The organism is Amycolatopsis sp. WAC 01376 (assembly GCF_003947415.1).
Lineage (GTDB): Bacteria > Actinomycetota > Actinomycetes > Mycobacteriales > Pseudonocardiaceae > Amycolatopsis.
This window is the reverse complement of record NZ_QHKL01000003.1, coordinates 835,805-859,185: the sequence shown is the minus strand read 5'-3', so window position 1 is coordinate 859,185 and position 23,381 is coordinate 835,805. Positions and strand designations below refer to the sequence as shown.

24 protein-coding genes are annotated in these 23,381 nt (G+C 69.1%); 11 read left to right on the top strand and 13 right to left on the bottom strand.

Annotation, left to right across the window (positions count from 1 at the left end):
• Window positions 1-28: 28 nt before the first annotated feature.
• A complete protein-coding gene (cei, locus tag DMH03_RS20860; protein ID WP_125793650.1) occupies window positions 29-712 on the top strand; it encodes an envelope integrity protein Cei in 684 nt (227 codons plus the stop codon).
• Window positions 713-867: 155 nt separating this feature from the next.
• Here the strand turns inward: cei and DMH03_RS20855 are convergent, their stop codons facing one another.
• Window positions 868-1,686 carry an inositol monophosphatase family protein gene (locus tag DMH03_RS20855; protein ID WP_125793649.1) on the bottom strand — a complete coding sequence of 273 codons (819 nt, stop codon included), beginning with the start codon at window positions 1,684-1,686 and terminating at the stop codon, window positions 868-870.
• 67 nt (window positions 1,687-1,753) lie between these two features.
• On the opposite strand from DMH03_RS20855, the gene ppgK reads away from it, so the two are divergent.
• The 3 genes from ppgK to DMH03_RS20840 all read left to right on the top strand — a co-directional run bounded on the left by ppgK (window position 1,754) and on the right by DMH03_RS20840 (window position 4,775).
• Window positions 1,754-2,515 (top strand): polyphosphate--glucose phosphotransferase, encoded by a 762-nt coding sequence (gene ppgK, locus DMH03_RS20850; RefSeq protein ID WP_199748983.1) that lies wholly within the window; start codon window positions 1,754-1,756, stop codon window positions 2,513-2,515.
• Between the two features lie 246 nt (window positions 2,516-2,761).
• Window positions 2,762-4,162, top strand: a complete 1,401-nt coding sequence (locus DMH03_RS20845; protein WP_125793648.1) for an RNA polymerase sigma factor — start codon at window positions 2,762-2,764, stop codon at window positions 4,160-4,162.
• A 91-nt stretch (window positions 4,163-4,253) separates the two neighbouring features.
• Entirely contained in the window at window positions 4,254-4,775 is a 522-nt protein-coding gene (locus DMH03_RS20840; protein WP_125793647.1) for a pyridoxamine 5'-phosphate oxidase family protein, read from the top strand.
• Between the two features lie 133 nt (window positions 4,776-4,908).
• Here the strand turns inward: DMH03_RS20840 and DMH03_RS20835 are convergent, their stop codons facing one another.
• Genes DMH03_RS20835 through DMH03_RS20820 form a run of 4 tightly spaced genes read right to left on the bottom strand, consistent with a single transcriptional unit; the run spans window position 4,909 to window position 7,346 of the window.
• Window positions 4,909-6,108, bottom strand: coding sequence for a hypothetical protein (locus DMH03_RS20835; RefSeq protein WP_233611565.1), 1,200 nt, complete (start codon window positions 6,106-6,108; stop codon window positions 4,909-4,911).
• Between the two features lie 48 nt (window positions 6,109-6,156).
• Window positions 6,157-6,534 (bottom strand): hypothetical protein, encoded by a 378-nt coding sequence (locus DMH03_RS20830; RefSeq protein WP_125793645.1) that lies wholly within the window; start codon window positions 6,532-6,534, stop codon window positions 6,157-6,159.
• An 18-nt stretch (window positions 6,535-6,552) separates the two neighbouring features.
• Window positions 6,553-6,759: a hypothetical protein gene (locus DMH03_RS20825; protein WP_125780250.1), complete on the bottom strand. Its 207-nt coding sequence runs from the start codon at window positions 6,757-6,759 to the stop codon at window positions 6,553-6,555.
• Complete coding sequence (locus DMH03_RS20820) at window positions 6,756-7,346, bottom strand: hypothetical protein (RefSeq protein WP_125793644.1); 591 nt, start codon at window positions 7,344-7,346, stop codon at window positions 6,756-6,758. The genes DMH03_RS20825 and DMH03_RS20820 overlap by 4 nt, the downstream gene beginning before the upstream one ends.
• A 110-nt stretch (window positions 7,347-7,456) precedes the next feature.
• On the opposite strand from DMH03_RS20820, the gene DMH03_RS20815 reads away from it, so the two are divergent.
• The 3 genes from DMH03_RS20815 (at window position 7,457) to DMH03_RS20805 (ending at window position 10,792) form a co-directional block, all read left to right on the top strand.
• Window positions 7,457-8,635 (top strand): sensor histidine kinase, encoded by a 1,179-nt coding sequence (locus DMH03_RS20815; protein WP_125793643.1) that lies wholly within the window; start codon window positions 7,457-7,459, stop codon window positions 8,633-8,635.
• Window positions 8,632-9,285: a response regulator transcription factor gene (locus DMH03_RS20810; RefSeq protein ID WP_125780244.1), complete on the top strand. Its 654-nt coding sequence runs from the start codon at window positions 8,632-8,634 to the stop codon at window positions 9,283-9,285. The genes DMH03_RS20815 and DMH03_RS20810 overlap by 4 nt, the downstream gene beginning before the upstream one ends.
• Before the next feature lie 67 nt (window positions 9,286-9,352).
• Window positions 9,353-10,792 carry an APC family permease gene (locus DMH03_RS20805; RefSeq protein ID WP_125794001.1) on the top strand — a complete coding sequence of 480 codons (1,440 nt, stop codon included), beginning with the start codon at window positions 9,353-9,355 and terminating at the stop codon, window positions 10,790-10,792.
• On the opposite strand, the gene DMH03_RS20800 is transcribed toward DMH03_RS20805, so the two are convergent.
• From DMH03_RS20800 to DMH03_RS20790, 3 genes are read right to left on the bottom strand one after another with little or no spacing between them, the layout of a single operon-like run.
• A complete protein-coding gene (locus DMH03_RS20800; RefSeq protein WP_125794002.1) occupies window positions 10,767-11,435 on the bottom strand; it encodes a hypothetical protein in 669 nt (222 codons plus the stop codon). The two genes, DMH03_RS20805 and DMH03_RS20800, sit on opposite strands and share 26 nt — an antisense overlap.
• Entirely contained in the window at window positions 11,435-11,851 is a 417-nt protein-coding gene (locus DMH03_RS20795) for a GNAT family N-acetyltransferase (protein WP_125793642.1), read from the bottom strand. The genes DMH03_RS20800 and DMH03_RS20795 overlap by 1 nt, the downstream gene beginning before the upstream one ends.
• Before the next feature lie 46 nt (window positions 11,852-11,897).
• Entirely contained in the window at window positions 11,898-12,692 is a 795-nt protein-coding gene (locus DMH03_RS20790) for a DMT family transporter (RefSeq protein ID WP_125794000.1), read from the bottom strand.
• A 339-nt stretch (window positions 12,693-13,031) separates the two neighbouring features.
• Between DMH03_RS20790 and DMH03_RS42595 the strand changes: the two genes are divergently transcribed.
• From DMH03_RS42595 to DMH03_RS20775, 3 genes are all read left to right on the top strand, one after another.
• A complete protein-coding gene (locus DMH03_RS42595; RefSeq protein ID WP_016332937.1) occupies window positions 13,032-13,211 on the top strand; it encodes a hypothetical protein in 180 nt (59 codons plus the stop codon).
• A gap of 213 nt (window positions 13,212-13,424) precedes the next feature.
• Window positions 13,425-14,288, top strand: coding sequence for an alpha/beta fold hydrolase (locus DMH03_RS20780; RefSeq protein WP_125793641.1), 864 nt, complete (start codon window positions 13,425-13,427; stop codon window positions 14,286-14,288).
• Complete coding sequence (locus DMH03_RS20775; protein WP_125793640.1) at window positions 14,269-14,874, top strand: TetR/AcrR family transcriptional regulator; 606 nt, start codon at window positions 14,269-14,271, stop codon at window positions 14,872-14,874. Before DMH03_RS20780 ends, DMH03_RS20775 begins: the two co-directional genes overlap by 20 nt.
• Before the next feature lie 57 nt (window positions 14,875-14,931).
• On the opposite strand, the gene DMH03_RS20770 is transcribed toward DMH03_RS20775, so the two are convergent.
• From DMH03_RS20770 to DMH03_RS20750, 5 genes are all read right to left on the bottom strand, one after another.
• On the bottom strand, window positions 14,932-16,113 hold the full coding sequence (locus DMH03_RS20770; RefSeq protein ID WP_125793639.1) for an ROK family transcriptional regulator: 1,182 nt from the start codon (window positions 16,111-16,113) through the stop codon (window positions 14,932-14,934).
• Between the two features lie 11 nt (window positions 16,114-16,124).
• A complete protein-coding gene (locus tag DMH03_RS20765; protein WP_125793638.1) occupies window positions 16,125-17,585 on the bottom strand; it encodes a sugar ABC transporter permease in 1,461 nt (486 codons plus the stop codon).
• A gap of 23 nt (window positions 17,586-17,608) precedes the next feature.
• Complete coding sequence (locus DMH03_RS20760) at window positions 17,609-18,382, bottom strand: ATP-binding cassette domain-containing protein (protein WP_125793637.1); 774 nt, start codon at window positions 18,380-18,382, stop codon at window positions 17,609-17,611.
• An 89-nt stretch (window positions 18,383-18,471) separates the two neighbouring features.
• Window positions 18,472-19,605, bottom strand: a complete 1,134-nt coding sequence (locus tag DMH03_RS20755; RefSeq protein ID WP_125793636.1) for a sugar ABC transporter substrate-binding protein — start codon at window positions 19,603-19,605, stop codon at window positions 18,472-18,474.
• Between the two features lie 541 nt (window positions 19,606-20,146).
• A complete protein-coding gene (locus DMH03_RS20750; RefSeq protein WP_125793635.1) occupies window positions 20,147-21,901 on the bottom strand; it encodes a DEAD/DEAH box helicase in 1,755 nt (584 codons plus the stop codon).
• A 264-nt stretch (window positions 21,902-22,165) separates the two neighbouring features.
• On the opposite strand from DMH03_RS20750, the gene DMH03_RS20745 reads away from it, so the two are divergent.
• The gene (locus tag DMH03_RS20745) at window positions 22,166-23,269 is read left to right on the top strand and encodes a YihY/virulence factor BrkB family protein (protein WP_125793634.1); all 1,104 of its coding nucleotides are present in this window, start codon (window positions 22,166-22,168) and stop codon (window positions 23,267-23,269) included.
• The last annotated feature ends 112 nt before the right edge of the window (window positions 23,270-23,381 follow it).

Genomic DNA, 23,381 nt, shown 5'->3' with positions numbered 1-23,381 from the left:
ATCCGGGCTTTGGGGAAGGGACTGGCAGGTGGCGTCGGGGAACGGCATCGGGGACCGCGGGGCGAGGCCGTATCGCAAACGCAAGCCGCTGCCCGCGCTCATCGTCATCGGGGTGATGGCACTCGGCGCGGTCATCGTCTGGGTGAACGTCGTGGCGAGCAACGCCGACATCGATGCCAAGATCCGCTGCGATCCGCCGCCCGTCCCGCAGCAAGGCGTCACCTACACGCCGCTGGCGCACGACGGACTCGACGACCGGGCGCCGGTCCCGCCGGACAAGGTCGCCGTCCAGGTGCTCAACGGATCCCAGGTCCGCGGCCAAGGCGGCATCGTCACCAGCACGCTCCGGGAACTCGGTTTCTCCCAGGTGCTCGAGCCGGACGTCGACCCGGCCTACAAGAACGCGGAAGCCAAATGCCGCGGCCAGATCCGCTTCGGCGAGAACGGCGCGGCCGCCGCCCGCACGCTGAGCCTGGTGGTCCCGTGCGCCGAACTGGTCAAGGACAACCGCAAGGACGCTTCGGTCACGTTCACCACCGGCACCCTGCTCGGCGACGTCCGCCCGAAGGCGGAAGCGCGCCAGGTGCTCGACCAGCTCACGCAGTGGTCGAAGGCGCAGCAGGGCAACGGCGGCGGTGAGCAGTCGGCGGGCGGCGGTGCCCCGGTGATCGACCAGACGCTGCTGAAGGCCGCGCGCGAAGCTCCCTGCTGAGACTCTTGCAAACGCCATGAACGGTCCGTTCCTTGCAAATTTTGCAAGGAACGGACCGTTCATGGCGCACGCTGAGGGCCTTCAAGCGCTATGAAGGACGCTTTCATAGCAAAATTTGCTATGAAAGCGTCCTTCATAGCGTGTGCCGGACATGCTCAGATAGCGCCCACACCCGAGTCGAGCAGCGCCTGACGCAACGGAGCCTCGATCGACGGCGCCACCGCGAAAGTCGCGTCCGGCCCCAGTTCGGCGTCCTCCCCCGGCACCGACACCCGGGCACCCGCCTCGGCGGCGATGAGCGCCCCCGCGGCCCAGTCCCAGTGACCGAGGCCGTGTTCGACGTAGGCGTCCAGCCAGCCCGCCGCGACCGCGCACAGATCGAGCGAGGCGGCCCCGTTGCGCCGGATGTCCCGCACCCTGGTCGCCAGTTCCGCGACGAACCGGGCCTGCTTCGTCCGCCGTTCGACCTTGTAGGCGAACCCGGTGCCGACGAGGGTCAGATCGAGCCGCCGCGGGGCGTTGACCGACAGCCGCCGCCCGTCGAGGAAGGCGCCCTGTCCGCGCGCGGCGGTCCAGCGGCGGCCGCTGACCGGTTCGACGACGGCGCCCGCCACCGACACCCCGCCGACCTGCTCGGCCACCGACACGGCGAACCACGGCAGCCCGTAGAGGAAGTTCACCGTCCCGTCGATCGGGTCGACCACCCAGGTCACCCCGTCGCCGGCGATCCCGCCACCCTCCTCGCCGAGCACGGCGTCTTCGGGGCGCAGTTCGGCGAGCCGGGCGCGCACCAGCCGTTCCGACTCGTGGTCCACCGCGGTCACCACGTCGGTGTCGGCGGACTTGGTGTCCACCCGCACCTCGCGCCCCGCGTTCATCCCGGTCCAGGCCTCGCGGACCAGTTCGGCCGCCTCGCCCGCGACACGCTCGGCGACACTCTTCAGCAACGTCTCGTCAACTCCCACGTCCGCCATGTCACCACATCCGGTTAAAGTCTCCGAGGCAGGCTTCTGAATCGTGCGAGAAGGGACCACGTCCGTGGTGGAGGCGACCCGAGGTTTCGGTATCGACATCGGCGGCAGCGGGATCAAGGGCGCGCTGGTCGATTTGGCGGAGGGACGGCTGATCGGCGACCGGATCCGCATCGACACGCCGAAGCCGTCGACCCCGGAGGCGGTGGCGGACGTCGTCGCCGAGATCACCGGCCAGGCCGGCTGGGACGGCCCGGTGGGCGTCACGCTGCCCGCGGTGGTCAAGAAGGGCGTCGCGCACACCGCGGCGAACATCGACCGCAAATGGATCGGCACCGACGCCGACGCCCTGTTCGCGAAACGACTCGGCCGCGGTGTGGACGACATCGCGATGCTCAATGACGCCGACGCCGCCGGAATGGCCGAGATCCGCTGGGGCGACCCGATCGCGAAACGCGGTGTGACGGCGCTGCTGACCTTCGGCACCGGCATCGGCAGCGCGGTCTTCCAGGACGGCAAGCTCGTGCCCAACACCGAATTCGGCCACATCGAGGTCGACGGTTTCGACGCGGAGAAGAAGGCCGCGGCGTCGGTGAAGGACAACGAGGACCTCTCGTATCCCGAATGGGCGGAACGGGTGAACAGGTATCTCTCCGTGCTGGAAAACCTGATCTGGCCGGATCTGTTCATCGTCGGCGGCGGGGTCAGCAAGAAGTCGCACAAATGGGTCCCGCTGCTGGACATCCGCACGCCGGTGATCGTCGCGTCCTTGCAGAACAACGCGGGCATCGTCGGCGCGGCGGCGGCCGCCGCGGAGGGCATCGAGCACTGACGCGCCCACGCTGACATCCGCCCCACGGATGTCACTTCGGCGGGTCGCACGGCGTGTCGCGCCCGCCGGGTGGTGGTCCGCGCCGCGACGCTGTCACGTATCGTCGTTACAATGGAACACGGCCCACGGCGGCGGCACCCACGAGAACGAGGGAAACCGCAGGCCGAGGGGTGTTCCCCGAAGTTTGAGGCAGCCGAGACCATCACGCCTCGGCTCGTCATGATCGACCGCTGCGAAAGGGCGTAAGTGGCAGCCGCAAGAACCGCAACCCGAAGCGGGACGAAGACAGCGACCGCAGCCGGCGAGCCGGCCGACGAGGCAGCCACCGACGCGGCGAAGCCCGCGGCGCGCAAGACCGCCGCCAAGGCGGCAGGCGCGAAGAAGGCCCCGGCGAAGAAGGCTCCGGCCAAGAAACCCACCACCAAGGGTGCCAAGACCGAAGACGGCGATCCGGAAGACGGTCCGGTAGAGCTCGACGAAGCCGACCTCGAAACCCCGGATCTGTCCGACCTGGAAGAGGTCGAGGTGGACGTCGTCGACGCGACGGTCACCGAGGACACGGAAGAGGACGCGGAGTCCGAGGAGGACGTCGAAGAGACGCCCCCGCGCGGACGCCGCACGACGGCCGACAAGAACGCCGGAAAGACCTCCGACAACCCGGACTTCGTCTGGGACGAGGAAGAGTCCGAGGCGCTGCGCCAGGCCCGCAAGGACGCCGAGCTCACCGCTTCGGCCGACTCGGTCCGTGCGTACCTCAAGCAGATCGGCAAGGTCGCCCTGCTGAACGCGGAGGAGGAGGTGGAGCTCGCCAAGCGCATCGAGGCCGGGCTCTACGCCGCCGAACGCGTCCGCAACGCCGAGGAGGAGGGCGAGAAACTCGTCACCCAGATGCGGCGCGACCTCAAGTGGATCGTGCGCGACGGTGAGCGGGCGAAGAACCACCTCCTGGAGGCGAACCTCCGGCTCGTGGTCTCGCTCGCGAAGCGCTACACCGGCCGTGGCATGGCGTTCCTGGACCTGATCCAGGAGGGCAACCTCGGTCTGATCCGCGCGGTCGAGAAGTTCGACTACACCAAGGGCTACAAGTTCTCCACGTACGCCACCTGGTGGATCCGTCAGGCGATCACCCGCGCGATGGCCGACCAGGCCCGCACCATCCGTATCCCGGTGCACATGGTCGAGGTCATCAACAAGCTCGGCCGCATACAGCGTGAACTCCTGCAGGACCTCGGTCGCGAGCCCACCCCCGAAGAGCTCGCGAAGGAAATGGACATCTCCCCGGAGAAGGTCCTCGAGATCCAGCAGTACGCCCGCGAGCCGATCTCGCTCGACCAGACCATCGGCGACGAGGGCGACTCGCAGCTCGGTGACTTCATCGAGGACTCCGAGGCCGTCGTCGCGGTCGACGCGGTGTCGTTCACGCTGCTGCAGGACCAGCTCCAGTCGGTGCTGCAGACGCTGTCCGAACGTGAGGCGGGTGTGGTGCGGCTGCGGTTCGGTCTCACCGACGGCCAGCCGCGCACACTCGACGAGATCGGCCAGGTGTACGGGGTGACCCGTGAGCGCATCCGGCAGATCGAGTCGAAGACGATGTCGAAGCTGCGTCACCCGTCGCGTTCGCAGGTGCTGCGCGACTACCTGGACTGATCCCAGGCTCACGGAAGACCCCGTCACCGTTCGGTGGCGGGGTTTTTCGCGTCCGGTGTCGAATCGCGGCTCGTCCGTTCGACGCGTGGGTATGACGACGAACCCGATTTCGACCAGGAACCTCGACCGCTACGGCTCGGCGGAGCTGCCGTGGAGCCGTCCGCGCGGGATCCTCGCCGAGGACACGCCCACCGCCGACCTGACCTTCTTCGTGACGACCGTGCGCCCCGGCGGACGCCCGCATTCGGCGGGTGTCGGTGCCGTTTGGGTGGACGACGCCCTGTACTTCAAAGGCGGGCCGGGCACCCGTCGGTCCCGCAATCTGGCAGCGAACCCGGCGTGCGCGATTTCGGTGCGCCTGCGGGGAATCGACCTCACGATGGAGGGTGAGGCGCACCGGGTCACCGACCCGGCGACGCTGGAGCGGGTGGCGGCGGTCTACCGGACGGGCGGCTGGCCCGCGTCGGTGGAGGGCGACGCGCTCACGGCCCCCTTCAGCGCGCCCAGCGCGGGACCGCCGCCCTGGTACCTGTACCGCCTCACCCTGCACCGCGCCATCGGCGTGGCCGGCGCCGAACCGCACGGCGCCACGTGCTGGGACTTCGCCCCTTGATCTCGTGAGTGGTAAGGACGGTTATTGAGGGGTAAGGCGAAGGTGGCGTGGGCCGAAGGCGCGTCGCGAAAGCCACTGGGTGGTCGTGAGTGTTTCGGGTCGTTAGAACGACACATAACACTCACGACCCGTGTCAGGGGCGGCCGGTCAGGGTCGTCCACGGTACGTGCACCGTCACCCGCTCCCGGAGCTGCTCGTTCATCAGCCACAGCTCCCCCGTCGCCGGCCAGTACGACAGGTTCTGCGAGTTCACCGGTGCCCTGCCGCTGAGCCTCGACGTCGAGGTCCCGCCGACCCCGCCGTGCAGGCACGACGGATGGTCGCCCGCCACCCCGGCGTACTCGGGACACACGCCGGTCATCACGAAATATCCGTTGCGCGCCACCGCTCCCTGCATGCCCCACACCGGTGACACGAACCCTTCCTTCGCGTGCACGGTCCCGTCGGCCGACACCTTGGGCAGGCCGGTCGCGCGGTCGAACGGCCACCGCAGCACGCGGCCGCCCGCGGCGTTCGGAATGTGCTCCGAGGTCACGATCGAGCCGTCGCTGTGGTCGAACGACATCGTCGCGAGACACGGCCGCGTCCCGGGGGCGTTGGTGCAGGTGCCGCCGCCGGGGTACCAGTACGCGCCGATCTGCGGCATCGCGTAGTCGTAGAAAGCCGCGTGGTACTTACCGTCCGGGCCCTTCCCGACGACGCCGGAGCTGTCGTCGACCTTCCAGAAGTGCGTCGTGTCGAAGACCCGCACCACTCCCCCGGTGGTCGCGACGAACAGCCGGTTCCCGATCCAGGTCATCCCGTGCCCGTGCCCCTGCACGACGGCGAAGTTGTCGTTCGACGTCGGTTCCACGAGCAGCACGTGCCGGTAGCCGAGTCCGGTGGCGTCCACAAAGGACAGCCGGACCATGGTGTCGCCGGGGGTGTGCCAGGAGGCCGCCACGACCCGTTTCCCGCCGACCTTCCCGGTCGCCGCGTCGGCGTCGCCGGAACCGGTCAGCCCCTGCGGGATCCAGTCGTTGGTCTTGTCGTCATTGGCGTCCTCCCAGCAGAATCCCGCCGGTTTCAGCGCCGCCGCGAGATACGTGCCGTGGCACAGCGGGCGCGCCTTCCGGTTGGCCGACGACAGGATCTCCGGCAGGCCGCGCGGCGGAAGGTGTTTCTCCAGCGCGGCGATCCGGGCGCCGTAGGTGCCGAAGGACGAACCGGACGTCCAGCGGAAGCCGTCGACCGTGGCCGCGTCCATCTTCGGGAAGGCGGCCGCTGCGGAGGCGACCCCGGGGATGAGCGCGAACACCAGCAGCAGTGAAGCGAGAAGTCCCAGCCTCTTCATGTCCGCGAGCCTCCCGGCCGCGCGTATACATTCGATACAAAACCCGCGTCAGGACACCGAAAGCCCGCGCTCGGCCAGGGATTCCTCGACGCGCAACCGTTCGATCGCGCGGTCGAAGCCCTCCGGCAGTTCGTCCAGCCGGTGGTCGACCTCGACCTCCCGGCAGGCCTGGACGAGCAGCGCGTCGTACGCCTGCCTGGTGCCGTACCGGCGGACGGCGGAAGCGCCGGACGGAAGCTCCGCCAGCAGCCGGTGCACCCGGCGGAGATCGGCGGCGAGCTTCTCGATGGGCGGCCCGGCAGGCGCCTCCGGTTCCCGGCGGCGCCGCCACCGGCGCACTACGGCGGGCACTTTCAGCGCGCACCAGAAGAGAACCGACGGCGCCACGGCGACAACGGTGTACAGCGCGACAGGCCCGGTGGCCACGCCCCCATGGTAATCCCGCTACGAGCGGCGGCGTTGCTTGCGGGCGCGCTCGGCGAACAGCAACCCCACTCCGGCGGCCACCATCAGTGCGCTCGCCACCACGTGCATCCCCGGCGGGAGCAGGTGGAGCTGGACGAACCAGCTCGGATTCGTGCTGCCCAGCAGCCGGTTGATCAGTCCTCCCCCGCCCTGCACCAGCAGGAGGATCCCCAGTAGTTCGATCATCGTCGTGTCCCTTCCGAAACCCGGTCGTCGTTCTTGGGTGAAAGCTCCTGCCAAAGCGGCCCGGTGGCGAACCAGATGGCTGTCACGACCCCCAGCCGTGGCAACCAGCCCCACAACGGCGCGACCTGTTCGCCGTTGCCCACCAGGAAGATCAGGCCCAGCAGCACGGCGGCGGCGATCCCGCACGCCAGTACGCATTTGCCCCACTCACGCCATTCGACGCGGGCCTTCTCCCGTCCCCTCGGCTTGGGCGGCGGGGGCGGCCCACCCGCGAACCGGTGCGCGAACCGCACGTCGGCCCACCGGATCATCGACGGCCCGAACGCCACGCTGAAGCCGAGATACACCGCGGCGAGGCCGTGCACGAAGTTCGCCTTGCCGCCGCCTTGGAGGTCGAGCACCGTCGCGACCAGCACCACGATGTCGATCACCGGGGTGAGGGCCAGCAGCACGGTGCTCGTCCGCTTGAGCCGGAGCAGGTAACGGGCCAGCAGGCCGGCTCCGATGGCGACCCAGAAACCGATCTCCCCGGCGGCGATCACCGCCGCCATCGGATTCTCCGCGAAAAAGTCCCAGATCTTGTTCACCCTCCGAGCTTCGCCCCCGACGGGGGTCCGGCGCGTCGGTGAAGGGCAGGAGAGCATCGTCATCAGTTCGTAGGACCCCGCCGCCCGCCCCGGTGTGCTGGGATGGAGTGGTGCCCACGTTGGTCCCGCGCCTGAGTCATCTTCCGCTGTGGAAGCAGGACCTCGTCATCGCGCTCGGCACCTGGCTCATCGGCGTCCTGGTCTACCTCAGCGGCACTCAGGTGCTGCTCAACGGCCCGGACTCGACGCCACTGTGGATCCGGCTGACCGAGCTGACCGCGTTGTGCGCGCTGGAGATGCTGCGCCGCAAGGTCCCGTGGGCGCTGCTCGGCGCGCTGGTCGTGGTCGCCGTGGACGTGGCGATCAGCCCCTCGCTGCCGATCCTCGTCGTCTTCACCGACTTCCTCTACGCGACGACGCTCTACGGCTCGCGGCGGACGAGCAGGGTGATGATCGGCATCGCCGCGATCGGGACGCTCGCGGTGATCTGCCTGGCGCTCGTCCTCTCCTCGCAGTGGCGGACGGCGATCCTGGTGGCGTTCGCGTTCCTGCCGTTCCTCGTCACCCCGGTGTGGTGGGCGGCGAACGTGCGGCAGCAGCGGGACATCGCCGAGAACGAGCGGGCGAACGCGGTCCAGCTGGCCACGATCGGCGAACTGGACCGGAGGGCCGCCGTCGCCGGGGAACGTTCGAAGATGGCGCGGGATCTGCACGACGTCATCGCCGGGCATCTTTCGGCGATCGCGATCCAGTCCGAGGCCGCGTTGTCGATGGCCACCGCCGACCCGAAGCTGTCCAGGAAGGTGCTGGAATCGGTGCGGGAGAACAGTGTGAGCGCACTGGACGAGATGCGCGCGATGATCGGGCTGCTGCGCGCGGACACCGAGATCGAGCCGACGGCGCCCGCGCGGCTGGCCGAACTGTCCAAACTGGTCGAATCGGCGCGGGCGAGCGGGCTGGAGGTCGAGCTCGGTTCCGTACCGGACCCGTCGTCCCCGCTCCCGGCCGCGGTCGATCTGACCGCGTACCGGATCGCGCAAGAGGCGCTGACCAACGCGGTGAAACACGCCCCCGGCGGACGCGCGGTCCTCGACATCCGCTCGCGCGGCGGCATACTCACCGTCGAGGTGCGCAATGATCTTCAGCCGGGCCACCTCGACGACGGCGGGACCGGACTCGGCCTGCTGAACATGCGGGAACGCGCCGCCGCGGTGGGCGGCACCCTCGCCGCCGGGCCGTCCGGCGGTGGCTGGCTGGTCCGCGCCGAACTGCCTCTGGAGGGGTCTTGACCGTCAAAGTCCTGGTCGCCGACGACCACGGCGCGATCCGTGCCGGGTTGATGATGATCCTCGGGAACGCCGAGGGGATCGAGGTGGTCGGCGAGGCCGCGGACGGCGCCACCGCCGTCCGCCAGGCGAAGGCGCTGAAGCCGGACGTCGTGCTGATGGACGTCCGCATGCCCGGCGTCGACGGCATCGCGGCCACGCGGGAACTGACCGCGGAGGGGCTGTGCGAAGTCCTCGTGCTGACCACCTTCGATCTCGACGAGTACGTCCACGCCGCGCTGCGGGCGGGCGCGGCCGGATTCCTGCTGAAGTCGGTGGAGGCGGCGAGGCTGATCGAAGCGGTGAAACTGGTCGCGGCGGGCGAAGGAGTGCTCGCCCCGCAGGTCACGCGGAAGCTCATCGCCGCCTTCGCCGCGGGGACGCGCGAGCCTTCCCTCGTCCCCGCCGGACTCGGAGACCTGACCGAACGCGAGCGTGAGGTGCTGGCGTGCCTGGGCGGCGGCCTGTCGAACGCGCAGATCGGCACGCGGCTGCACATCGGCGAGACCACGGTGAAGACGCACGTTTCGCGGGTGCTGACGAAGCTGGACCTGCGGTCGCGAGTGCAGGCGGCGATCCTCGCCCAGGAGAACGGTGTCGTGCTGGAGAGGTGAATCCGCACCGATCTGCGAGGTGGCCGGTGTTCTTCTAGCGTGACCTCTCATGCGGCGAACTCTGGACGTGGACGAAGTCCTGAAACGGCAGGATTCCGGTGAGCTGAAACGCCGTCTGCACGGACGGGACCTGGTCGGCTTCGGGGTCGGCATCATCATCGGGACCGGGATCTTCACCCTCGCCGGGGTCGAAGCGAAATCCCACGCGGGCCCGTCGGTCACGCTCTCGTTCGTGCTCGGCGCCGTCGTGGCCGGGATGGCCGCCCTCTGTTACGCCGAACTCGCTTCCAGCGTGCCGACGGCGGGAAGCGCCTACACCTACGCTTTCGCCACCCTCGGCGAGACGTTCGCCTGGATCATCGGCTGGGATCTTCTGCTGGAGTTCGCCCTCGGCGCGGCCGTCGTGTCACGCGGGTGGTCCGGCTATCTCGCGAATCTGATGGGGCTCTCCCCCGACTGGTTCGGCGAAGACGCGAAGGTGAACGTCGGCGCTGTCACGATCATCGCCGTGCTGACCGTGATCGCCGTCCTCGGGATCAAGGAATCGGCGCGGGTGACGAATCTGCTCGTGCTGGTCAAGGTCGCGGTGTGCGTGCTGATCCTCGCGGTCGGCGTGTTCTACATCCGCGGCGAGAACCTGACGCCGTTCATCCCGCCCGCGCAGGCACCGACGGAGACGGCGAGCACCCTGCATCAGCCGATCGTGCAAGCCGCGCTCGGACTCGAACAGTCCGTCTACGGGATCGCCGGAATGGTGACGGCCGCCGCTGTCGTCTTCTTCGCCTACACCGGTTTCGAGGCGCTCGCCAACCTCGGCGAGGAGACCGTGAACCCGACACGCGATCTGCGGGTCGGCATCCTCGGCGCGCTCGGGATCTGCGCGCTGCTCTACATCGGTGTCTCGCTGGTCCTGACCGGGATGGTGCCGTTCGCCGAGATCGACGCGGGCGCCCCGCTGGCCGACGCCTTCGACCGGGTCGGGCAGCACTGGGTGGGCGCGCTGATCTCGCTCGGCGCGGTCACCGGGCTGACGTCGGTGATGATGGTGGAACTGGTGACGATCGGCCGGATCGGGTTCGCGATGGGCCGCGACGGCCTGCTGCCGAAGAAGTTCGGCACGGCGCATCCGCGCTGGGGCACCCCGCACCGGATGACCGTCGCCGGTGCCGTGCTGATCGCGGCGCTGGCCGCGTTCGTGCCGATCTCCGAACTCGCCGACATGGTCAGCATCGGCGCGCTGTCGGCGATGATCATCGTCGCGGTGGCGGTCCCGGTGCTGCGCAAGCGCCGTCCGGATCTAGAGCGCCCGTTCACCGTGCCGTTCTCGCCCTACCTGCCCATCGCGGCGGCGGTGGCGTGCTTCTACCTGATGCTGAACCTGGACGTGATGACCTGGCTGCGGTTCGCCGCGTGGCTGCTGCTCGGCCTGCTGATCTACGTCTTTTACGGGCGCAAGCATTCGCGCTTCGCGAAGGAGGAAGTCAGCTCCACAGACCTGCCGTCGTGATCGCGCCGAGGGCGGCCTCGGCGTCGGCGTCGTCCACCACGACCAGCATCCGCTTCAGCGCCGCGGCCATCCATTCCACCGGCTGGTCGTGCAATCCGTTGTCCCCCAAGGACGGATAACCGTCCATAACGGACACCAAGGTTCCTTCGGCGCCGATCCGCATCCCGGTCGCCAGCACGAAATGCCCGGCGGGCGGACGCCAGCGGGACGACCACAGCGGCGGGACACCGGTGTCGAGGTAGTCGAGCAGCGCTCGCGCCGGCGTGTCGTGGGCGCCGAATTCGGCCGGGTCGACCTCCGCGATCAACGCGACCCTCGGCAGCCGCCACAACGCGGCCAGGAGCATGAACACCGACTGCGGCGCCCAGTTCCCGGTGGCGGGCACCGCGGCGAGCCGTCCGCCCGACAGCGTCCCGATCGCCCGCGACAGCCCCTCCGGCGTGGTGCCCGCCAGCGCCGCGACCTCGTCCTGCCCCGCGACGTCGAAGCCCGCCGCGCGCAGGGCGGCCAGCGCGGTGAACGGCCCGGCGAGCCCGTCCTTCTGCGGGAGTTCGGCTCGCGCGACGGCGACGAGATGCTCGCCGCCGGGCAGCCAGCGGCGGCCGGACAGCCCCGTCCGGTCGCCGTCGATTCCGGAGGACATCAGTCTTCGAACGTCCACGACCGCATGATGAACGGTCCGTCGTTCGACGCCCCGGCCGAAGCGTAGGTCGCCAGCGCGGCCTCGTTGTCCCTTTCGACCCCGACCCACATCCCGCGGCAGCCGCGCTCCCGCGCGATCCCGGCCAGCGCGTCGACCAGGTCACGGCCGATCCCGCGGCGCTGGTAGTCCGGGCTGACGTCGAGTTCGTTGAGGAACATCTCGGTGCCCTTGTCCGGATGCGTCACCTCGGTGCCGGTGATCATCCCCGCGGGTTCGCCGTCCTCGTAGGCGATCAGGAGATGGTTCTCCTCCGCCGCGAGGAACTTCTCGGACGCCGCCCGTTGCGCCGGGCCGTCGAACAGGTGCTGGGCGGCGACGACCTCTTCGACGGTACCGGCCCGCCGGATCTCGGCCACGTGTCCTCCTGGTGCTCGAAGCGCCACAGATTGGTCAGTATCCCGCTCAGGAAGGCGCCGGGCCATCGCGTTTCCCCGGCGAACGCAGCGCGACCCCGGCGACGACGGCCAGCGTGCCGAGCGCCTCGGGCAGGGTCGGGACCTGCCGGAGCCACAGGAAGCCGATCAGCCCCGCCGTGACCGGCAGCAACGCCAGCAGCAGCGCGAACCGCGCCCGCCCTGCCTTGCGGAGGACCACTTGGTCGAGCGCGTACGGCACGACGGTCGAGAGCACGCCCACCCCGATGCCCAACAGCAGCAGGCGTGGCGAAGCCCACACCGCGCCGGTGCCGAACGCCAGCGGCGACAGCACCACGGTGCCGACGGCGAACCCGACGGCCAGCCCGTCGATCCCGTTCCCGCCGACGGCGACCCGCTTCCCGAGCAGGATGTACCCCGCCCAGGCGGCCGCCGCGGCCAGCGCGAACAGCACACCGAGCAGGCTGCCTTCGAGCCGGACGTCCGCGATGGCGATCACCCCGGCCGCCACCAGCAGCAGCGCGAAGACGTCCCGGCGGGTGCGCGAACCGAACGCCGCCACCACGACGGGCCCGGTGAACTCGAGGGCGACCGCGGTGCCGAGCGGCAACCGCGCGATCGCCTCGTAGAAGAGCACGTTCATCCCGGCGGTGACGATGCCGAAAGCACCCGCGAGCAAGAACGTGCGCCCGGTCCACGCCGAGCGGGGTGGCCTGCGCCACGCCAGGAGGACCACCGCCGCTCCGAGACAGCGAAGCCAGGCCACCCCCGCGGGTGAGGCGACCGAAAAGAGACCTACGGCGACGGCCGCACCGGCGTACATGGAAATTCCGCTGAGAACGAACAAGACCGGCGCCGGGGCGCTCGGAAGACGGTTCCGGACGACTGCGATACCCACGCCTGCATGGTGCCTGACGTGGGAAAAGACGGTTCGGCGGGGAGTCTTCTCCTACGTTGCGTGATTACGCTACGGCATACGAGGTAATTACCAGTGACAAATGAGACACCCGCACGGGAACACTTGCGGGTCGCCAAACGTCTGGAAGAGTGGAAGCACGAACACGGCGGGGCCGGGAACGAACGTTGCCGGCATCAGTGCCGAAGTGGTCGTAGCTGGATCGATGGCACCGGGCCACCGGTGCCGGGACGGAGGGAGACTCCAATGACTTCACCGACGCTCACCCGCCCCGAACTGACCGCTGCCGACCGATGCGACCGGTGTGGAGCTGCAGCCCAGGTTCGGGCCATTCTCAGCACCGGTGGCGAGTTGCTCTTCTGTGGTCACCACGCCCGCGCACACGAAACGAAGCTCAAGGAAATGTCCGCGGACATTCAGCGGTAGCCCACCAGTACACGACCACCCGGCGGCCGGCCGCTCCCCATGGAGCGCGCCGGCCGCCCTGTTTTGTCTCAGGGGTCCTGGGGCGCGATCGGTGCGCCCCATGTGGCATTGGGGACACTCAGCGTCCCAAATGCCACATTGGGCGCATCTCAGCAGTGGCCCGGGCATCGCGCGGCTTCCAAAAACATACAGACAGCATGTATGTTAGTCGCCATGACGACCAGCGACCTCCTCGGCGAGGTGCACGAGGCCGACCTCGGCGGCGCCCGCATCCGCTACCGCGACCGCGGCGAAGGCCCTCCTGTGGTCTTCGTGCACGGCCTGCTCACCAACGGCCTGCTCTGGCGCAAGGTGGCCCCCGCGGTCGCCGACGCCGGTTTCCGCTGCCTGACCCCGGACTGGCCGCTGGGCTCGCACGAGATCCCGGTCCCCGGCGCCGACCTGAGCCCGCCCGGGGTCGCCGCGCTCATCGCGCGCTTCCTCGAGGTGCTCGACCTGACCGACGTCACCGTGGTCGCGAACGACACCGGCGGCGCGCTCACCCAGCTGCTCATGACCACGAGCCCGGAACGGGTGGGCCGGGTCGTGCTGACCCCGTCGGATTCCTTCGAGCGCTTCCTGCCGCCGATGTTCAAGGGGCTGAGCACACTGGCGCGCCTGCCCGGCGGCGTCCCGGCGATGATCCAGGCGTTGCGCTGGCGGTGGCTGCTGAAGGCGACGGACTTCCTCTGGCTGGCCAAACACCCGGTCCCCGGCCACATCCTCGACGCCTACCTGCTGCCCAGCCGCCGTGACCGGGCGATCCGCGAAGACCTCGCGCGGTTCCTCGCCGGGATCGACAACCGGTACACCCTGACCGCCGCCGAGCGGCTGCCCGCCTTCGGGAAACCCGTCCTGCTGGCCTGGGCGCCCGAAGACCGGCACTTCCCGCTGTGGCTGGGCGAGAAGCTCGCCGGGGTCCTGCCGAACGCCGAACTGAAGACGATCGACGACTCCTACGCCTTCGTGCCGGAGGACCAACCGGAGCGGCTGAGCGCCGTGATGGTGGAATTCCTGCGTGCCCACGCCACGACGTAGCCAGACCGAACGATCGCGATCGACGCGGGCCGCGCTGATCACGGCGGCGCGGACGTTGTTCGCCGACCAGGGTTACGCCGCCGTGCCCGCCGACGAGATCGTCCGGGCGGCGGGCGTCACCCGCGGCGCGCTGTACCACCACTTCGGGGACAAACAGGGCCTGTTCCGCGCCGTCATCGAGCAGATCGAAACGGAGATCACCGAAGAACTCCAGACCGTGCTGCGGGCGACGGAGGATCCGTGGTCGGGGGCGCTCGGTGTGCTGAGCCGGTTCCTGGACCTGTGCCTGCGGCCCGAGGTGGTGCGGATCGCGCTCACGGACGCCGTCTCCGTCCTCGGCTGGCAGGAATGGCGCGAGCTGGAGAACCGGTACGGGCTGGGCCTGATCACGGAGATCTTGGAAGCCGCCGCCGCGGACGGCCTGCTGATCGAGGCGCCGATCCCGGAGCTGGCGCAACTCACGCTGAGCGCCTGCGCGGAGGCGGCCCTGATGATCGCGCACGCCGAAGACCCCGAAGCGGCGAAGGAGAAAGCCCTGGCCGCCCTGGTGGCCCTGCTGTCCGGCCTCGTGAAAGACCGCATTTAGTCCTCTGAACGCGGTAGTTGCGTGTGCAAGGACCGCATCCAGAGGACTAAATGCGAGCTAAACGGTGTCCAGGATCATCTCGAAGGCGGCTTCGGCCGCACCCAGGAGCTTCACGTCGGCACCGAGCGCCGAGCTCACGATCTGCGTCCCGCCCACGGCCCGGCTGACCAGGCTCCGCCGCCGGACCTCGGCCGCCACCGACCGCACGACCGACTCGGGCAGCACCGTGAGCAGGTCACCCAGCACGACCAGCTGCGGGCCGAGCAGGTTGACCACGTTCACCAGGCCGAGCGTCAGCCATTCCGCGAACTCCGAGAGCCGCTCCTCGGCCGCGTGCGGGTCCCGGCCCAGTTCGCGCAGTTCGAACATGATCGCCCCGCGCGGGGTGTCCTCCGGCAGGTCGAGCGCGCGGCACAGCGCCGCCTCGCCGACCTCGGTCTCCCAGCAGCCGCTGGACCCGCAGTAGCAGGGACGGCCGCCCGGCCGGATCGCCATATGCCCGATCTCGCCGACGTATCCGGAGCCGCCGCGCAGCGCCGAGCCGTCGGCGATGATCCCTCCCCCGACACCGACGTCGGCGGAGACGTACACGGCGTCGGACGAGCCCCGTGCGGCGCCGCGCAGGTGTTCGGCGATGGCACCGAGTTCGGCGTCGTTGCCGACCAGGATCGGAATACGCAGCACACCGCCCAGCCGTTCCCCGAGCGCCACGTCGGTCCAGCGCAGGTTGGGCGCCTCGTGGACGTGCCCGTCGGCACGGCGGACGACGCCGGGCACGGACACCCCCGCGGCGATCGGCTGCACACCGAGGTCGCCGGCCAGCACGGCGGTCGACTCGATCACATGCGTGATCACCTCGCCTGCCTCCCGCATCCGGCCGTGGAGGTTCCAGCTGTTGCGCCCGAGGATCTGGCCGCCGAACCCGACCAGCGCGATCGCCACGTGTTCGACCTGGAGGTCGACCGCGAGCACCACCGCCGCGTGCGGCTGCGGCAGGACCAGGAGCGAGGGGCGGCCCGCCCCTCGTCCCGGCCTCGGGACCCGCTCCTCGACGACCCCCGCTTCCGCGAGGCCGTCGACGAGGGTCTTGATGGTGCTGCGGTTGAGCCCCAGCTCGGTGGCCAGGGTCGCCCTGGTGCTCGGGCCGCTGACGTGCAGCAACCGGAGCAAGGTCGTGCGGTTGTGCCTGCGCACCTCGTCTGGTCGTGCAACGGGTGTGCTGGTCACGGGCTTCATCATTCCATGCGGACTCAGCGCGGCGACGCAGCCGCGCGGCGCCGGGACAGCGCGTCCACCGTGGCCGCGAGAAGCAGCACCAAACCGGTGACGATGTTGACCACCGCCGCCGACTGTTTCAGCAGGCCCAGCGCGTTCTCCACGACCGCCAGCACGAGGCCACCGATCACCGCGTCGACGACCCGGCCCTTGCCGCCGAACAGCGACGTACCACCGATGACGGCGGCACCGACCGCGAACAGCAGCGTGTTGAGGCCACCGGCCTGCGGGTCGACCGAACCGACCTTCGACGAGTAGACGATCGCGCCGATCGCCGCCACCGCCGAGCAGATGACGAACACCGAAGCGCGGATCTTCTCGACGTTGATACCGGCGCGCCGCGCCGCCTCACGGTTGCCGCCGACCGCGTAGATGTGGCGGCCGTACTGCGTGCGGTTGAGCACGTAGGTGCCGAGCACCAGCAGGCCGAGCACGATCGGCACGACGTACGGGACGCCGGAGATGACGATGTTCGGGTTCGGCGCGCGGTTCAGCGTCAGCAGATAGGTCGCGATCGCGGCGACCACGCCGATCGCGCCGACCTTGAACAGCACCATCGGCGTCGGCTGGGTGACCAGGCCGCGTTTGAGCCGGGAGAAGTGCTGGCCCAGTGACACCGCGGCGAAACCACCGGCCGCGATCAGGAAGAGGATCCAGCTGCCCATGGTGGACAGGTTGCCGTTGGCGACCTTGAACAACACGTCCGAGGTACTGATGCCGAGCGTGCCGCCCTCACCGATGAACTGGAGGATGACCCCTTGCCAGGCGAGGAAGAGCGCCAGCGTCACGACGAACGAGGGCATCCCGATCTTCGAGACGAGGAACCCGGTGAGGACACCGATCGCGCCACCGACGCTGACCGCGAGCAGCATCTCGATCCACGGGTTGGCCGCGGCTCCCGACAGCACCAGCGCGATGGCGAGTACGGCGAAGCCGACACCCGCCCAGATCCGCAGGATCACGCCGAGCAGCGCGGCGATCGCGAGCACGACGAGAAACGCGATGAACACGCCGTTCCCCATGCCGCCCAACAGGTTTCCGTCGCGCACGTAATGCATCGCGAGGACGGCGGCGGTGACGCCGGACGCGGTACCCGCGGACAGGTCGATCTCGCCGAGCAGCAGGACGAACACGATGCCCATCGCGATGATCGCCTTGCCGGCGCCCTGTGCCATCAGGTTCGCGATGTTGTTCATCGTGAGGAAGGTGTCCGACAGCGAAGCGAACACGATCACCAGCACGAGCAGGCCGAGCAGCGCCGGGAGGGAACCCAGCTGCCCCGCCTTGAGCCGGGAGAAGTAGTCACCGACCGCCTCGCGCGTTGACATCGATGTCGTGTCGATGCCGAAATCCGTGATGGCCGCCGACGGGTTGAGCGCGGCTGCCGTCGGCTTGCCCCCCTCCGGCGAGGCGGGCTTTGCGGGTGTCTCAGTCATTTCCGGTTCTTTCTCGCCTGGTTCTAGAGGACGGCGGCTTCGGGGCGGGCAAGGCCGAGGTCGCCGGATCGGCCGGCGGTGATCAGTTCCACGACCTGGCCGTGGGTGACGTCCTTGGTGTGCACCTCGGCGACGAGACGGCCGAGGTAGAGCACCGCGATACGGTCGGCGACCTCGAAGACGTCGGCCATGTTGTGGCTGATCAGCACCACACCGAGGCCCTGCTCCGCGAGGCGGCGGACGAGGTCGAGCACCTGACGGGTCTGCGCGACACCGAGCGCGGCGGTCGGCTCGTCGAGCAGCACCACCTTCGAGTCCCACAGCACGGATTTGGCGATCGCGACGGTCTGCCGCTGCCCACCCGAGAGGGCCGAAACGGGCGTGCGGACGGACTTCACGGTGCGGACCGACAGCGAGGCGAGCGTCTCGCGGGCGGCCTTCTCCATGCTGGCCTCGTCGAGCAGCCATTTGCTGCCGCGTTCCCGGCCGAGGAACATGTTCTGCACGATGTCGAGGTTCTCGGCGAGGGCGAGGTCCTGGTAGACGACCTCGATCCCCAGATCCGCGGCGTCACGCGGGCCGTGGATGTTCACCGGTTCGCCCTGGAACTTCACCGTGCCCGAGTCGTAGCCGTGGATCCCGGCGATCGACTTGACCAAAGTGGACTTTCCGGCACCGTTGTCGCCGACCAGCGCGGTGACCTCGCCTGCCCGCACGTTGAAGTCCACGTCGTGGAGGACGTGGACCGGCCCGAAGCTCTTGTTCAGCTGCTTCAGTTCGAGGATGGGTTCGCTCATGGGGGTTCTCGAATTCTCCCGGCTGGAGACCGGGCCGGGGCGCTTGTCTGGCGAGAAGCGCCCCGGCCCGGTTGTCTGGATTTAACGGGTCAGGAGATACCGAGCTGCGTGCACGCCGCGGCCAGGTCGCCTCCGCAGATCTCGGCCGCCTTGACGTAGCCCTGCGTCACGACCTCCTTGACACCTTCCTTGGTGGTCATCTTCGGCTCGAGGAGCACGGACTTGACCTCGCGGTTGCCCTTCGGGTCCTTCGCCTTGCCGGTGGCCAGCGCGTCGGCGCCCGCCTTGTCGCCCTTGGCCAGCAGCACGGCGAGCTTCGCCGCGGCTTCGGCCTCTTCCTTGATCGGCTTGAACACGGTCATGTACTGGTCGCCGCGCAGGATCGCCATGAGGCCGTCCGCGGTGGCGTCCTGGCCGGTGACCGGGACCTTGCCGTTGAGGCCGTTCTTCTTCAGCACGGTGATGACCGCGCCGGCGAGACCGTCGTTCGCGGCGACGACGCCGTCGACCCTGCCCTTGTTGTCGGTCAGGATCTGCTCGAAGGTCTGGCCGCCCTTCTGGTTGTCCCAGTTGTCGATGGCCTGTTCCCGCACGAGCTTCAGGTCGCCGCTGGCGAACTTCGGCTGCAGCACGGACTTCTGGCCGTTGGCGAACAGCGTCGCGTTGTTGTCGGTCGGGGCACCCTCGATCATGACGACCTCGGCGCCCTTCTTGTCCTTCAGCGCGTCGGCGAGCCCCTGGCCCTGCAGCTGGCCGACCTTCTCGTTGTCGAACGAGACGTAGTAGTCGGAGCTGCCGCCGAGGTTCAGGCGGTCGTAGTCGATCGTCGGGATACCCGCGGCCTGCGCCTTGCGGGCGACCGCCGAGCCGACCTCGCCGTTGATGGCGGCGATGATCAGGACCTTGACGTTCTGCGCGATCATGCCGTCGGCCAGCGTGGTGAACTTCTGGACGTCACCCTGGGCGTTCTGGACGTCGGCGTCGAAGCCCGCGTCCTTGAGCGCCTTGGTCAGGAACGGCTTGTCGAAGGACTCCCAGCGCGCGGAGGTGGCGGTCTCCGGCAGGATGACGCCGACCTTGCCGCCGGCGGCGGCACCGCCGGGGGCGGGCGCGGACTGCGAGGAGTTGCCGCTGCCCGAGTCGGCGCTGTTGGCGCCGCAGGCGGAAAGCACCAGGCCGGCGCCCACCGTCGCGGCGAGGAGGGTAAGGGTTCTGCTGCGCATCCTCGTTCCTTCTCCGATCTTGCTCGCGGGCGGCGATCCAGGAGGACCGGTCGCACCATCGCGCATATGTTGTGGGCGACAACATATGCCGCCGAATGTGTCCCGGGGAAGACGGCTGAATCGATTAAGCCGCATCAAATGGACACGGTTTGGCAACGTGGCCGTAGCAAGCCGTATGAAGTCTCCGTTCGCTGACGGTGTGACCGCCACCACTCACTCACCGTCACGGCGGTAGCGGCGGTGACGCGCTGACCGGGGCGTTCGCAGGACCGAGCCGGCGATCACGCGTGCTTGGGTGGACGACACGCGTGATCCAACGGACGCCTCGCGTGACTGAGTGGACGACACGCCTGGCGTCCGTCCACACACGTGAGTCGTCCTCCTGAGCACGTGTGTCGTCCGTCCGATCACGCGTGTCGTCCGAACAGGTAGTCAGTGCCTCGGACACTCACGACGCCGCTCCCCATCTCGTGCAATGAAGGGGCCTTTCATAGCAAATTTTGCTATGAAAGGCCCCTTCATTGCACGGGGCGGGGAGTGGTCACCAGGAACGGAGGGTGACGATCCGCTCTTCGAGCTGTTCGACCGAAGCCATCGCGGTCGGCGGTCCGCCGCAGACGCGGCGCAGTTCGTTGTGGATCGCGCCGTGCGGCTTCTTGGTCCGGTGGTGGTGCACGCCCACCAGCGCGTTCAGCTCCTTGCGGAGGCTGCCGAGCCGCTCGCTGACCGACTGCGGCCGCGCGACCGGGGCGGCTTCCTCGGCCTTGGGCTTGCGCCGCTTCTCGTCGGAGAGCTGCTCCTCCTGCCGCTTCCGCAGCAGGGCGCGGACCTGGTCCGGCTCCAGCAGCCCCGGCAGGCCGAGGTACTCCTGCTCCTCGTCGGAACCGGAGAACACCGCGGTGCCGAAGGAGTTGCCGTCGTAGATGACCTGGTCGAGCTCGGCGGAGGCGCCCAGCGAGGTGAACGCCTTCTCCTCCTCGCCCGGCTCGTCCTCGGTGCGGTTGGCCTGGGCCAGGAGTTCGTCCTCCCAGCCTTCCTTCTCGCGGTGCGGCTTGCCGAGGACGTGGTCGCGCTGGGCTTCCAGCTCGCTGGCCAGTTCCAGCAGCACCGGCACACTCGGCAGGAAGACCGAAGCCGTCTCGCCGGGTTTGCGCGAACGCACGTACCGGCCGATGGCCTGCGCGAAGAACAGCGGGGTCGACGCGCTGGTGGCGTAGACGCCGACGGCGAGACGCGGGACGTCGACGCCCTCGGAGACCATGCGGACCGCGACCAGCCAGCGGTCGGTCGAGTCGGAGAACTCCTTGATCCGCCCGGACGCCTTGGGGTCGTCGGAGAGGACGACCGTCGGGGTCTGGCCGGAGAGGCGCTCCAGGATCTTGGCGTAGGCGCGCGCCGATTCCTGGTCGGTGGCGATCACCAGACCGCCCGCGTCCGGGATGCCGTTGGCGCGAAGCTGCGCGAGACGCGTGTCCGCGGCCTGCAGCACCGACGGGATCCACTCGCCGGCCGGGTCGAGCGCCGTGCGCCAGGCCCGTGCGTTCTGCTCGGCCGTCAGCGGCTCGCCGAGCCGCGCGGTGAACTCCTCCCCCGCGCTCGTGCGCCAGGAGGCCTCACCGGAGTAGGCCAGGAAGACGACCGGCCGGACGACGCCGTCGGCGAGCGCGTCGGCGTAGCCGTAGGAATGGTCCGCCTTGCTGCGCTGGAAACCCGAGCCGTCGGGCTCGTAGGTGACGAACGGGATCTGCGAGTCGTCGCTGCGGAACGGTGTCCCGGTCAGCGCGAGACGGCGGACGGCGGGCGTGAACGCCTCGCGGACCGCGTCGCCCCAGGACTTCGCGTCACCGCCGTGGTGGATCTCGTCGAGGATGACGAGTGTCTTGCGGTTTTCGGTGCGCACGCGGTGCAGCGTCGGATGCGCCGCGACCTGCGCGTAGGTCACCGCGACACCTTGGTAGTCCCGCGAGGTGACGCCGGTGCCGTTGCGGAAGTTCGAGTCGATCGCGATCCCGGCGGCCGCGGCCGAGGCCGCCCACTGGTGCTTGAGGTGCTCGGTCGGCGCGACGATGGTGATCTTCTCGACGGTCCGGTCGCTCAGCAGCTCGGCCGCGATCCGGAGACCGAACACCGTCTTCCCCGCGCCCGGCGTCGCGACGGCCAGGAAGTCCTTCGGTTTCTTCGTCAGGTACTTCGTCAGCGCTCGCCGCTGCCAGGCACGCAACGGCCGGGCGGTGCTGTCCTTCGCCGCGGGAGGCGCGCCCAGCTCGCCCCGATCGCGTTCAACCGTTTCCGCCATGCCGGTCCCCTCCTCCCACACCCGAAAACACCTGATCATCCGCCCTGTCACAAGCGAAAACCCCCACTTGGGTATCCGGCGGCGACGCCGGCGCCTGAGGTGAGGGCACTCCGAAGAGACTACCTGCCGCGCCCATGGAACGCCGGAAGCGCCACCCCCGTTGTCGGGTTACTCACCCGAAAACCCAGGGGTGACGAGCCGAATGCCGCAGCATGGACCATGCTGGACACCGTCAAGGGCGCTCGGCGCCGGCGGAGGAGCTGCATGAGCGAGGAGAACGGCCGTCCGGATGCGGCCGCCGAGGTCGCGAAGGGCCGCAGGGGTCCGTTGCGCCTGCTCAGCCGCACGCTCAGCAAGGCGTGGGACGGCAACATCTTCTCCGAGGCCGCCGAAGCCGCGTTCTGGCAGACGCTGTCACTGCCGCCGCTGCTGCTGGGTCTCCTCGGTTGCCTCGGCTTCGTCGGCGACTGGTTCGGCCAGGAGGTCGTGACCGCCGTCCACGACCGGATCATCACTTTCAGCAAGACGATCTTCAGCGACAACGCCGTCCACGACATCATCGAGCCGACGGTCAACAGCATCCTGTTCGTCGGCAAGGGCGAGATCGTCTCGGTCGGTTTCCTGATCTCGCTCTGGGCTGGTTCGTCGGCGATGTCCTCGTTCGTCGACGCGATCACCGTGGCGCACGACCAGTACGGCGTCCGCAACGACGTCTGGCAGCGGATCTTCGCGCTCCTGCTGTACCTGGCCGGGCTGGTCATCCTGGTGGTCGGGCTGCCGCTGCTGGCGATCGGGCCGGACCTGCTCCCCCAGTTCTTCCCCACCGACTGGCGCGACACGGTGTCCTACTGGGTCGGCACGCTGTACTACCCGGTCCTCGGCGGCATGATCGTGCTGGCGCTCACCACGCTCTACAAGCTCGCGCTTCCGCGACGGCTGCCGTGGCATCGCGGCCTGCCGGGCGCGATGCTCGCCATGATCGTGTTCCTGCTCTCCAGTGTCGGCCTGCGGATCTACCTGAACTGGATCACCAAGACCGGCTACACCTACGGCGCGCTCGCCGCGCCGATCGCGTTCCTGTTGCTGATGTTCTTCATCGGGCTCGCGGTCGTCTTCGGCGCGTACTTCAACAGCGCGATCCAGGAACTGTGGCCCGCCAAGGCGACGAAACGCCAGCGCCGGAAATGGCGGCGGCTGGAAATGGAACGCGCCAGCGAACGGATCCGCGCCGAAGAAGGCCGCAAACTGTGGGAACGGACGACCGTCCCGCTCCGCCGTCCCCGCCAGAACGACGAGAGCGAACCGGAACAATCCGTGAACGAAGAAACGCAGAGCGAAGCCGATCAGGTGACAGAACGGCGAAGTTGAGTCCTGCCGGGGTAAAACCTCCTCCCGAAGTCGTACTCCGGTTCCACCCGTGGTGTGAATCCAGTCCACCCCCTGCCATGAAAAGCTCGCGGTAACCCGCCCGTCCGAGCTA

Bases quoted from the DNA above. Each gene is read 5' to 3' on its own strand.
- DMH03_RS20855 (WP_125793649.1), bottom strand. From the start codon at position 1,686: ATGGCGGACGTGGGAGTTGACGAGACGTTGCTGAAGAGTGTCGCCGAG.
- DMH03_RS20840 (WP_125793647.1), top strand. From the start codon at position 4,254: ATGACGACGAACCCGATTTCGACCAGGAACCTCGACCGCTACGGCTCG.
- DMH03_RS20835 (WP_233611565.1), bottom strand. From the start codon at position 6,108: ATGAAGAGGCTGGGACTTCTCGCTTCACTGCTGCTGGTGTTCGCGCTC.
- DMH03_RS20825 (WP_125780250.1), bottom strand. From the start codon at position 6,759: ATGATCGAACTACTGGGGATCCTCCTGCTGGTGCAGGGCGGGGGAGGA.
- DMH03_RS20800 (WP_125794002.1), bottom strand. From the start codon at position 11,435: ATGTCCTCCGGAATCGACGGCGACCGGACGGGGCTGTCCGGCCGCCGC.
- DMH03_RS20790 (WP_125794000.1), bottom strand. From the start codon at position 12,692: ATGTACGCCGGTGCGGCCGTCGCCGTAGGTCTCTTTTCGGTCGCCTCA.
- DMH03_RS42595 (WP_016332937.1), top strand. From the start codon at position 13,032: ATGACTTCACCGACGCTCACCCGCCCCGAACTGACCGCTGCCGACCGA.
- DMH03_RS20780 (WP_125793641.1), top strand. From the start codon at position 13,425: ATGACGACCAGCGACCTCCTCGGCGAGGTGCACGAGGCCGACCTCGGC.
- DMH03_RS20770 (WP_125793639.1), bottom strand. From the start codon at position 16,113: ATGATGAAGCCCGTGACCAGCACACCCGTTGCACGACCAGACGAGGTG.
- DMH03_RS20765 (WP_125793638.1), bottom strand. From the start codon at position 17,585: ATGACTGAGACACCCGCAAAGCCCGCCTCGCCGGAGGGGGGCAAGCCG.
- DMH03_RS20760 (WP_125793637.1), bottom strand. From the start codon at position 18,382: ATGAGCGAACCCATCCTCGAACTGAAGCAGCTGAACAAGAGCTTCGGG.
- DMH03_RS20755 (WP_125793636.1), bottom strand. From the start codon at position 19,605: ATGCGCAGCAGAACCCTTACCCTCCTCGCCGCGACGGTGGGCGCCGGC.
- DMH03_RS20750 (WP_125793635.1), bottom strand. From the start codon at position 21,901: ATGGCGGAAACGGTTGAACGCGATCGGGGCGAGCTGGGCGCGCCTCCC.
- DMH03_RS20745 (WP_125793634.1), top strand. From the start codon at position 22,166: ATGAGCGAGGAGAACGGCCGTCCGGATGCGGCCGCCGAGGTCGCGAAG.